This window comes from Desulfonatronospira sp., assembly GCA_003563255.1.
Lineage (GTDB): Bacteria > Desulfobacterota > Desulfovibrionia > Desulfovibrionales > Desulfonatronovibrionaceae > Desulfonatronospira.
The window spans coordinates 1-12,247 of sequence record PWSL01000497.1; the positions used below are offsets into that span (position 1 = coordinate 1).

A 12,247-nucleotide genomic window follows, 5' to 3' on the forward strand; every position below is an offset into this window, starting at 1 on the left:
TGATGGCGGCGGTAAGCGTAGTCTTGCCATGGTCAATATGGCCTATGGTACCAATATTAACGTGCGGCTTCTTACGGTCAAACTTAGACTTTCCCATCTCTTTCTCCCCTTACTTGATTTTCTGTATTTCATCAGCCAGACCGGCAGGTACCTTTTCGTAATGATCAAACTGCATGGTGTATGTAGCCCTGCCCTGTGAGTTGGAGCGCAGGTCTGTGGCGTAACCGAACATATTATTCAAAGGCACATATGACTTGATTATCTGGGTGCCCATTCTTGACTCCATACCCAGCACCTTGCCCCTTCTGCCGTTTAGATCGCTCATGACATCACCCATATAATCCTCGGGTGTCAAAACTTCCACGTACATTATGGGTTCCAGAATAATGGGGTCAGCCTTGTTGCAGGCCTCCTTAAAAGCCATGGATCCGGCAATGTAAAACGCCTGCTCAGAAGAGTCCACATCATGGTAGGATCCAAAGATCAGGTTCACCTTGACGTCCACCATGGGATAACCGGCAACCACACCGCTTTTCATGGCATCCTGGATCCCCCTGTCAACTGCTGGAATATATTCCTTGGGTATAACCCCGCCTACAATTGAATTAGCAAACTCATAGCCCTGTCCTGTCCCGGATGGTTCTACCTCCAGCACCACGTGCCCGTACTGTCCCCGACCGCCGGTCTGCTTGACATACCTGGTGTCCTGCTTGACTTTTCTGGTGATGGTTTCCCTGTAAGACACCCTGGGCTTGCCTACATTTGCGTCCACGCCGAATTCTCTGGTGAGCCGATCCACAATAATGTCCAGGTGCAGCTCACCCATTCCGGCGATGAGGGTCTGGCCGCTTTCTTCATCGGTCTTGACCCTGAAAGAAGGGTCTTCCTTGGACAGCTTCTGAAGAGCATTGCTCAGAGCATTCTGGTCGTTTTTGGTCTTGGGCTCAATGGCTATTTCAATGACAGGATCCGGGAACTCTATGGACTCGAGCAGAACAGGGCGCTCCGGAGTGCACAGTGTCTCTCCCGTGGCAGTGTATTTAAGACCCACTGCAGCTACGATATCGCCGGCATAAGCCGACTTGATTTCTTCACGTTTATTGGAATGCATTTTCAAAAGACGTCCGATTCGCTCTTTTTTACCGGTGGCTGCATTTACCACATTCATCCCGCTCTCGATCTTGCCGGAATAGATCCTCAGAAAAGAAAGATGCCCGACATAAGGATCCGAGGTCAGCTTGAATGCCAGGGCGCTGAAGGGATCGTCATCGTTGGGGGGGCAGACTATGGTCTCCTCAGTATTGGGATCAATCCCATGGATCGGAGGTACATCTGCAGGTGAAGGCATGTAGTTGACTATTGCATCCAGCAGGGGTTGTACTCCCTTGTTTTTGAATGCCGAACCGCATATTACCGGGCAGATATTCAGAGCAACTGTGGCCTTGCGTACCCCGTTCATGATTTCTTCAGAGGTAATCTCCTCCCCGGATAGATACTTTTCCAGCAGGGATTCTTCTTCTTCAGCTATGGCTTCTACTAGATGATGCCGCCATTTTTCGGCTTCCTGGCGGTACTCTTCGGGTATATCGATAAAATCAAACTTCTTGCCCAGAGATTGATCATCAAAAATGTATGCCTTGCTGTAAACCAGGTCTATAATACCTTTAAAATTTTCTTCAGCTCCAATGGGAATCTGCAGTGGAACGGGCTTGGCCTTGAGGCGTTCACGGATCATGTCCACCACCCGGAAAAAATCGGCACCTGTACGATCCATTTTGTTAACAAAGGCCATGCGTGGTACATGATATTTGTCCGCCTGCCTCCAGACAGTTTCACTCTGGGGTTCAACCCCGCCCACTGCGCAGAATACAGCCACACATCCGTCCAAAACCCTCAAAGACCTCTCCACTTCTACGGTGAAGTCCACATGCCCAGGTGTATCGATGATATTTATGCGCTGTTCCTTCCAGTAACATGTAGTGGATGCTGAAGTAATGGTTATGCCGCGTTCCTGCTCCTGCTCCATCCAGTCCATTACCGCCTGACCATCATGCACTTCTCCAAGTCGATGCGAAACACCTGTATAATAAAGGATACGCTCGGTGGTTGTAGTCTTGCCCGCATCAATATGGGCCATAATTCCGATATTGCGCTGTTTGTCTATGGGTACGAGCCGTGCCAATGTTTTCTCTCTTTAAGTATTATCGCTACAGCGAAACTTTTAAAAAATGTAACAGTTTAGCCATTTGCATGTGGCATGGGGACAGGCACTTTTGTTCATACAAGCGTCAAATGCTTACGAACCCGGACGGCAAAAAGCCTGGGCTTATTTCACCCAGGCATAGTTGATATCTCGTATCAGCCTTGATGCAAACCTGTAGTGCCGTTTCCTGGAGTATCAGTCGTTAACAAAAAAAATCCTGCGGCTTTCATGGAAAATGCCAGGCCGTAGAGGGGACAAATTACCAGCGGTAATGGGCAAAGGCCTTGTTTGCCTCTGCCATGCGGTGAGTGTCCTCCTTTTTTTTGATAGCACCTCCCCGGTTGTTGTAGGCATCCAGAAGTTCTGCTGAAAGCTTACGGTCCATGCCCTTTTCACCGCGATTGCGGGCATACAGTACCAGCCAGCGGATAGCCAGGGCTTCCTGCCTGCTGGGGCGAACTTCCATGGGCACCTGGTAGGTTGCCCCCCCAACCCGCCTTGACTTGACTTCCATGTGCGGCTTAACGTTTTCAACTACCTGATTGAAAGCCTTTATGGGGTCGTCGCTTGTTTTAGCGCCCAATTCTTCGATGGCTTTATACAGGAGTCTTTCTGCAATGCTCTTCTTGCCGTCAACCATAAGCCTGTTGACGAATTTGCTTACCATGCGGCTGTGGTATACCGGATCCGGTAAAACAGCTCTTTTTGGTATAGGACCTTTGCGTGGCATTCTGTTTTATCTCCCTTGCGCAAAAGTTATTTTGGTCTTTTGGTTCCGTATTTGGATCTGCTCTTCCGGCGGTCCCTGACTCCAGAGGTGTCCAGGGTACCCCTGATAATTGAGTACCTTACCCCGGGCAGGTCCTTTACTCGTCCACCACGGATCATGACCACGGAGTGCTCCTGCAGGTTGTGACCCTCTCCGGGTATATATGATGTAACTTCTATACCGTTGGTCAGACGCACCCTGGCAACCTTGCGTAAGGCCGAGTTGGGCTTTTTGGGTGTGGTGGTGTAGACACGGACGCACACACCTCTTTTTTGAGGGCATTCCTGGAGCGCTGCCCTTTTTTTGCGCTTTATCACCTGATCCCTGGATCTTCTTACCAATTGATTTATGGTCGGCATATTTCCTCCGAATAGTTCTGCTGGCTCAAACCCGTTGTTGTTAATTGAATACTTTCAGCATGTCAAGCAAAAAGTCACAGGGGCCTGATAAAAGTTCAGGTGCTGAATAAGGACGGGACAAATACTCCTCCGGCTTCAACGGGTCTGCCTGCCTATATAAACATGTTCATCCAGATCTTCCAGAAACTCTTCCGGGTCCTCAGGCTGTTCCGGAACATTGATGTCGCAGTTGACATACGGCCTGTACCCTGTTCCAGCGGGTATGAGCCTGCCCACGATAACGTTTTCCTTGAGTCCTCTTAACTGGTCCACCTTGCCCATCAGGGCGGCTTCGGTAAGTACCTTGGTTGTCTCCTGGAAAGAAGCCGCAGAAATGAAAGACTCAGTGGTGAGCGAAGCCTGAGTGATGCCCAGAACCACGGGTTCGGCCATGGCGGGGTTCTTGCCCTTGCGCAGGCATTTCTCGTTTTCCTTCATGAAAACGGTCTTTTCCACCTGCTGGCCCACAAGAAATCCGGTTTCGCCGGGTTCAATGATATTCACCTTTTTGAGCATCTGCCTCACAATCACTTCGATGTGCTTGTCGTTTATCTGAACCCCCTGGAAACGATACACCTCCTGCACCTCTTCCACCAGATAATTGGCAAGATGTTTTTCGCCCTTGATCTTTAACATGTCGTGCAGGTCCGGGTTACCTTCGGTTATCAGTTCTCCTGACTCCACAAAATCACCTTCCTGCACGGTGATATGCTTGCCCTTGGGAATTAGATACTCCTTGGGCTCTCCTACTTCGGGTCCTATGATGATCTTGCGCTTGCCCTTGGATTCAGGTCCAAAGGAAACAATCCCGTCTATCTCAGTAACTACGGCCTGATCTTTGGGCTTTCGCACCTCGAAAAGCTCAGCCACCCTGGGCAGACCACCCACAATATCTTTGGTCTTGGAAGACTCCCTGGGCTTTCTGGCAATAATATCCCCGGCCTGGACCCTGTCACCGTCCTGGACCATGAGAATGGCCCCTACAGGGAGCTGAAATATGGCCTCAGACGAAGTTTCAGGACGGATTTTCACCTTGCCCTTGTCGTCACAGATGGAAGCACTGGGCCTGAAATTGGTGGAACGGTACTCTGTAATTGTCATGGTGGCCCTGCCGGTGGTCTCGTCCACTTTTTCCTGGTAAGTACGCCCCTCAATGATATCTGAAAACTTGATCCTGCCGGGAATGTCAGTCACAAAGGGTTCGTTGAATGGGTCCCACTCCGCCAGGAGCTGACCTTTGCTGACCTTTTCGTCGGCCCTGACAAAGAGCTTAGCCCCGGTCGGCAGAAAATACTTCTCCCTTTCCCGGCCCTGGTCGTCAACGATCTTGAGCTGCCCGCTCTTGCCCATGACCATGAATTCCCCCCTGGAATTCTCCACAGTGCGAATCCGGGAAAAAACTATGTGTCCTGCGTTGCTGGCCTTGATATTGGAACGTTCAATCTCCTTGGAGGCAGTCCCCCCGATATGAAACGTGCGCAAGGTCAACTGGGTGCCGGGCTCTCCGATGGACTGGGCCGCAATAATGCCCACGGTTTCTCCGACATTCACCAGATGCCCCCTGGCCAGATCCCGTCCGTAACAAAGCGAACATACGCCCCTTTTTGTCTTGCAGGTTAAAGCGGATCTGATGGACACGGCGTTTATCCCGGCGGCATCAATTTTTTCCGCGGCATCTTCCGTGATCATGAAATTGGACGGCACCAGGACCTCACCTGTTTCAGGTTCCAGGATATCGTACATGGCTATTCTGCCCAGGATCCTTTCACTGAGCCTGGCCTGAACCTCCCCGGCCTTCATGAGGTGGGTAAGCTCAATGCCGTCTACTGTTCCGCAGTCGTACTCCGAAACCACCACGTCCTGAACCACATCCACCAGACGTCTGGTAAGATAACCGGAATTGGCGGTCTTCAGGGCGGTATCAGCCAGCCCTTTTCTGGCTCCATGGGTGGAGGTAAAATACTGCAGTACAGTCAGCCCCTCCCGGAAACAGGCAATGATAGGAGTTTCGATAATCTCTCCAGAGGGCTTGGCCATAAGCCCCCGCATTCCGGCCAGCTGACGCATCTGATCCTTGTTACCCCGGGCCCCGGAGTTGGCCATCATGAATATGGGGTTGAGGCTTACATTGACATCTTCCTGCCCGGTCTCCGGATCCCGGACAATATCCGTGGAGAGCGTTTTCATCATCTCATTGGACACGTCATTGGTGGCCTTGGTCCAGACGTCCACAACCTTATTGTATTTTTCGGTTCTGGTAATTATACCTTCGTTGTACTGGCGCTCGATTTCGTTGATGGTCTCCTGGGAAGTTTCGATAATGTTCTTCTTTTTCTCAGGAATTGTCAGGTCCTTCAACCCGATGGTAATGCCTGCCAAAGTGGAGTACTCATACCCCAGGTCTTTTATCCTGTCGCAAAGAATGACCGTGGCTTTGGTCCCGGCCCAGCGGTAGGTGTTGCCCACCAGCCTGGCAATATTCTTTTTATTGAGTATGCAGTTCACCAGAGAAAAAGGGACGTTTTCCGGTAATAGCTCGTTGACGATTATCCTGCCTGTGGTAGTCTCGTGCAGCTCTCCATCGATGCGGACCTTGATCCTGGCATGCAGAGCCAGGTGGCCTGAGTCATGGGCACAGATAACTTCCCCGGGGTCGGAAAAGATTTTGCCATCTCCCTTCTGCATGGAACGATCCACAGTCAGATAGTAAAGCCCCAGAACAATATCCTGGGAAGGCACGATTACTGGTTCGCCGTTGGCCGGGGAAAGGATGTTGTTGGTGGACATTATCAGCACCCGGCACTCCACGTTGGCCTCTATGGACAGGGGCACATGCACAGCCATCTGGTCTCCGTCAAAGTCGGCATTAAAGGCGGAACATACCAGAGGATGCAGCCTGATGGCCTTTCCCTCTACCAGAATAGGCTCAAAGGCCTGGATACCCAGGCGGTGCAGGGTGGGCGCCCGGTTCAAAAGCACCGGGTATTCCTTGACCACCTCGTCCAGGATATCCCATACCACCACATCTCCACGTTCTACCATCTTCTTGGCGCTTTTGATCGTACTGGCGAATCCTCTCTCTTCCAGTCTGGAATACAAAAAGGGTTTGAACAGCTCCAGGGCCATTTTCTTGGGTAAACCGCACTGATGCAGCTTGAGGTTGGGACCGACCACAATAACCGAGCGGCCTGAATAATCCACGCGCTTACCCAACAGATTCTGCCTGAAGCGCCCCTGTTTGCCCTTGATCATGTCGGAAAGGGATTTCAGGGGGCGGCCGTTGGTGCCGGAAATGGCCTTACCCCTGCGTCCATTATCCAGAAGGGCGTCTACGGCCTCCTGCAGCATACGTTTTTCATTGCGGATAATTATATCCGGAGCCCCCAGTTCCAGAAGTCTTTTAAGACGGTTGTTGCGGTTTATCACCCGGCGGTAGAGGTCATTTAAATCCGATGTAGCAAACCTCCCCCCATCCAGGGGAACCAGCGGCCTGAGTTCTGGTGGAATAACCGGAATGGTTTCCAGTATCATCCACTCGCACTTGTTGCCGGACTCCAGGAAGGCCTCCACAATACGCAAACGCTTGGCCAGCTTTTTCTTCTTGGTCTGAGAACGAGTACCCTCTGATTCAACCCTGAGTTCCGCCCTGAGCTTTTCCAGGTCCAGGTGCATCAAGAATTCCCGTACGACTTCAGCCCCCATGCCGACCTTCACAGTGCCCTCTCCATATGTGTCAAGGATCTGCATGTACTGCTCCTCTGATATCACCTGCTTTGGATTCAATGAGGTTTCGCCTGGATCCAGGACCATGTAGGCATCAAAATACAAAACCTTCTCCAGGTCAGCCATGGTCATGTCAAGCAGGGTACCTATCTTGGAAGGCAGACTTTTCAAAAACCAGATATGCGCCACCGGCGCAGCCAGTTCTATGTGGCCCATGCGATCCCGGCGGACCTTGGAAGCGATGACCTCAACCCCGCATTTTTCACAGACAATGCCGCGGTGCTTCATACGCTTGTACTTGCCGCAATTGCATTCATAGTCTTTTACAGGACCGAATATCTTGGCGCAGAAAAGACCGTCGCGCTCCGGTTTGAATGTACGGTAATTTATCGTCTCAGGTTTTTTGACTTCGCCAAAAGACCACTCCCTGACCTTTTCCGGTGATGCCACCCTGATTTTTATACCTTTCAGTTCCTTGCCGGAAATGGTGCTGGTACTTGAAGACCTTTGAGAAAAAAGATCATCTAAGCTCATATTCTAATCCTCTTATATATATGGACAGTCAAAAGTTTTTTTATTCGTATCTGTTTTTTTTATTCATGCCTGCCCGGCCACTCAAAAAGCCAGGCAGTCCTGATATTTTTCAGGATTTCCTGGATTTCTTTTTTTCGTCCAGCAGAAGATCCACATCCAGTCCCAGTGCCATAAGTTCCTTTATTAGAACGTTGAAGGATTCCGGCATTGCCGACTCAAGGAAATTGTTGCCCTTGACTATCTTTTCATACATGTTCACTCGTCCGGAGACATCATCCGACTTAACAGTGAGAAACTCCTGCAACAGGTATGAAGCTCCGTATGCCTCGATGGCCCACACTTCCATCTCCCCCAGCCTCTGGCCGCCGAACTGGGCCTTGCCTCCCAAAGGTTGCTGCGTGACAAGAGAATACGGCCCTGTGGATCTGGCATGTATCTTTTCATCCACCAGGTGATGCAGTTTAAGCATGTACATATTACCCACTGTTATCCGGTTGTGAAACGGTTCACCGGTACGTCCGTCGTACAGCACGGCCTTGCCGTCATCGCTCAGGCCTGCTTTCTTGAGCCAGGGCCAGATCTCTTCTTCCTTGGCCCCGTCGAATACCGGGGTCTTGGTAAGAATCCCGGGTTCCAGTTCCCGTACAGCCCTGACGAAACTTTCATCATCCATTTCTGCGGCCAGCCTGCTTATCTCAGGAGAGTTGAATATCTCGTCCACTTCCTTTCTAAGGACCCCTACATCAACACCCTCCTCCAGCATCCTGCCAAGCTGCCTTCCCAGTTCCCGGGCAGCCCATCCCAGGTGGGTCTCCATGATCTGCCCGATGTTCATCCTGGAAGGAACACCCAGAGGACTCAAAACAATATCCACCGGCGTACCATCGTCAAAAAAGGGCATGTCTTCCTCAGGCAGGATACAGGAAACAACTCCTTTGTTGCCATGCCTCCCGGCCATTTTGTCTCCGACATTGAGCTTTCTTTTCACAGCCACATAGACCTTAACCATTTTGGTGACGCCGGGCGGCAGATCATCGCCCTCAACTACCTTGTCCCGCTTCTGAGAATATATGTTTTGAATGAACTTGATCTGTTCGTTATACAATTTTATCAGTTGATCAACCGACTCGTTAACCTCTTTGCCGGCAAAGGCACCCATAAGTTTTTTGAGTGGAATCCTGTCCAGGTCTTCCCTTTTCAGGGTGCTGTTGGCTTCGGCCAGTACCTGGCCCTTCTTACGTCCCATGATGCTCTGGGCCAGCCTCTTGCCGGACACCATCTCCCAGACCCTGTCTCTGGTCTGATCCGTCAGACCCTGGACATGCTTTTCCTCGCTTCTGGACACCTTTTCCAGTTCCCTGTCTTCGATCACCTTGGTACGCTCATCCTTTTCTCCCGAGCGCCTGTTAAAAACCTTGATATCTATGACCGTACCCTCGATTCCGGGCGGAACCTTGAGGGAGGTATTCTTGACATCCCTGGCCTTGTCTCCGAATATGGCCCGCAATAGACGTTCTTCCGGCGTGAGCTGCGTTTCGCCCTTGGGCGTGATTTTGCCAACCAGGATATCGTCCTGCTTTATCTTTGCACCGATCATTATGATGCCGCTTTCATCCAGGTACTTGAGCATGTCTTCACCCACATTGGGTATGTCCCTGGTTATCTCCTCCGGCCCCAGCTTGGTATCTCTGGCAATAACTTCAAACTCCTCGATATGTACGGAAGAAAACACGTCATCCTTGACCATACGTTCGGAAATAAGAATGGAGTCCTCAAAATTGTATCCACACCAGGGCATGAAAGCCACTGACAGATTCTTGCCCAAAGCCAGTTCCCCGTCCACAATGCTTGGTCCGTCCGCCAGCACATCACCGGCTTTGACCCTTTGTCCTGAAAGAACTCTGGGCCGTTGCCCGTAGCAGCTGTTCTGGTTGGATTTATGAAATTTCTGCAGGTCATAACACACTGTGTCTACGGAAGTTTTGTCTACAGGCCGGTCATAACTGACTATAACTTTGTTCGCATCCACATACCTCACTATCCCGTCGGCACTGGCTATCTCGCAGCTGCCGGAATCCCTTGCCACCAGGCCTTCCATGCCGGTCCCCACCAGGGGCCTTTCCGGCTTGAGAAGGGGCACAGCCTGACGCTGCATATTGGATCCCATCAGAGCCCGGTTAGCATCGTCATGTTCCAGGAAAGGTATCAGGGAAGACGAAATGGATACTATCTGAGTCGGAGAAACGTCCATATGAGTCACCTGGTCCCGGGAAACCTGGTTTAACTCACCTTGTATGCGTGAAGTAATCTGGTCCGCGCTGAACCAGCCCTCTGCATCCACTGGTGCATTGGCCTGGGCTATCACCTTGTCAGCCTCCTTGGATGCGTCCATGTACTTGATCTCATCGGTCACCCTGCCTTCTTTGACAATTCGGTACGGAGTCTCGATAAATCCGTAGTCATTAACCTGAGCATGAGTTGTCAGGGAAACAATGAGACCAATATTAGGGCCTTCGGGAGTTTCAATGGGGCAAATGCGGCCGTAATGACTGGGATGCACGTCCCGCACCTCAAATCCGGCCCTCTCACGGGTCAGGCCACCAGGCCCCAGAGCCGAAAGTCTGCGCTTATGTGTAACCTCTGATAATGGATTGGTCTGATCCATGAACTGAGATAGCTGAGATGTCCCGAAAAATTCCTTGAGGACCGCGGTCACCGGCTTGGGATTAATGAGATCGTGCGGCATAAGGGTGGCAACCTCCTGCAGGCTCATACGCTCCTTTACCGCCCTTTCCATTCTCACCAGGCCGATGCGGTACTGGTTTTCCACAAGTTCTCCCACCGGGCGTACTCTTCTGTTGCCCAGATGATCAATATCGTCGGCCGGGCCATGGGAGTCCTTGAGCTTAATAAGATGCTTCACCACCCGCAGGATATCCTCATTGGACAGGGTCCTGTAATCCGTAGGCAGGTTAAGTCCCAGCCTGGCATTTAACTTGTACCTGCCCACAGGGGAAAGATCGTAATAGTCTGAATTGCGGAACAGGTTGTCAAAAAAACTGGAAGCAATCTCAGGAGTCGGGGGGGAACTGGGTCGCAACCGCCTATATATTTCCACCTGCGCTTCCATCTGGTCCTGGGTTTTGTCCAGCTTGAGTGTATCCCGCAAGGAAGATGAAACATCCTGTCCTCCGGTATAAAGAATTTCCACATCTTCAATACCTGATTCGTGAATCTTTTCCACCAGCTCCGGCTCCAGGGCATCTCCCAGTTCGGCAAGCACTTCGCCGGAAACCGGATGCACCAGCTCATGAGCCACAAACTGCCCGGGCAGGACAGCTGGATCTACTTCCAGGTGCTCCCTGGCTTTGGCCAGTTGTCTCCAGACCCTCTTGGTAACTGGGCGGCCGGCCCTCACCAGCACGTTGCCCTCGCCATCCTGAACATCAGTGTAGGCAATCTCTTTTCGGAAATGCGAAGATTTGACCCTGCGGTAGACCTTGCCTTCCTTGAACCTGAGCTGCTCCCGGTCATAAAAATAATTCAGGATATCCTCTTCGCTCATCCCCATGGCCTTAAGCAGGATGGTGACATACATCTTGCGGCGACGATCTATGCGAACATACAGGATATCCTTGGGATCAAACTCGAAATCCAGCCATGATCCCCGCATGGGAATAATTCTGGAGCTGTAAAGGATCTTGCGGCTGGTATGGGTCTTGCCTGAGTCATGCTCAAAAATTATTCCCGGGGATCTCTGCAGCTGATTTACAATTATCCGCTCAGTGCCGTTGATAATAAAAGTACCCTTCCCGGTCATCAATGGCAGAGTCCCGAAATAGATATCCTGTTCTTTAATGTCACGCACAGTACGGTTGCCGCTCTCATCATCCACATCGTAAACGATGAGCCTTACCTTGATCCGTATAGGCGCCTCGTAAGTAAGCCCCTTGGACAGGCATTCAGTGACGTCATACTTGGGCTGATTGATTTCGTAACTGACATATTCCAGGGTTGCAGACTTGTTGAAGTCTTCAATGGGAAAAACTGATCTAAATACAGCCTCCAGCCCTTTGTCCTGGCGATTCATGGGGTCTGCTTCTTCCTGCAACAGGTTGAAATATGAGTCCAGTTGCAGCTTCAACAGATGTGGAACATCCAACCCGTATTTAATCTGACCAAAATTTTTGGTAAACAATCCCTTTATCTCCTGGCATAAATTGATTAAAGTCTCATCTGGTCACTACATTATGACCTGCCACTGGGTCCGTACCTGGGAAAAATTGCCCGTAAAGGGCATAAGACCTATTTAATTTTTTTACACTACAGCGACACTTTATTTAAGCTGGAAGGGGACTGGCTTTTCTGCCGCCGGATAGTCCAACCGTTTTACGGTTTGAGGTCGGCAAAAGTGCCTGTCCCCTGTAAGCCTCTCTTAATTTTTCTAAAGCAGGCTATGCCTGCAACCCAGTTATCTGTTATTTGTTAATTGTTAATAGCACTACAGCGAAACTTATTTATTGACCTCCGGGGACTGGCTCTTTTGCCACCGAGATTTTGGAGTATGGCAGGTTGTCAACCAGCAAAAGTGCCTGTCCCCAATTGAGACAGGTTATAAAA

General features: G+C 50.8%; 6 protein-coding genes. All 6 read right to left on the bottom strand.

Translation table 11 applies throughout. The features are described from left to right. Positions 1-97: GTP-binding protein (locus QZP87_RS14530; protein ID WP_291323649.1), on the bottom strand; the 97-nt coding region annotated here is incomplete at its 3' end. A gap of 12 nt (positions 98-109) precedes the next feature. Beyond that, entirely contained in the window at positions 110-2,182 is a 2,073-nt protein-coding gene (fusA, locus tag QZP87_RS14535) for an elongation factor G (RefSeq protein ID WP_291323644.1), read from the bottom strand. 280 nt (positions 2,183-2,462) lie between these two features. Further along, the gene (rpsG, locus tag QZP87_RS14540; RefSeq protein ID WP_291323645.1) at positions 2,463-2,933 is read right to left on the bottom strand and encodes a 30S ribosomal protein S7; all 471 of its coding nucleotides are present in this window, start codon (positions 2,931-2,933) and stop codon (positions 2,463-2,465) included. Positions 2,934-2,959: 26 nt separating this feature from the next. Continuing rightward, positions 2,960-3,331: a 30S ribosomal protein S12 gene (gene rpsL / locus QZP87_RS14545; protein ID WP_291323646.1), complete on the bottom strand. Its 372-nt coding sequence runs from the start codon at positions 3,329-3,331 to the stop codon at positions 2,960-2,962. Between the two features lie 135 nt (positions 3,332-3,466). Further along, positions 3,467-7,627, bottom strand: coding sequence for a DNA-directed RNA polymerase subunit beta' (rpoC, locus tag QZP87_RS14550; protein ID WP_291323647.1), 4,161 nt, complete (start codon positions 7,625-7,627; stop codon positions 3,467-3,469). A 109-nt stretch (positions 7,628-7,736) separates the two neighbouring features. After that, positions 7,737-11,825 (bottom strand): DNA-directed RNA polymerase subunit beta, encoded by a 4,089-nt coding sequence (rpoB, locus tag QZP87_RS14555; RefSeq protein WP_291323648.1) that lies wholly within the window; start codon positions 11,823-11,825, stop codon positions 7,737-7,739. Between the last annotated feature and the right edge of the window lie 422 nt (positions 11,826-12,247).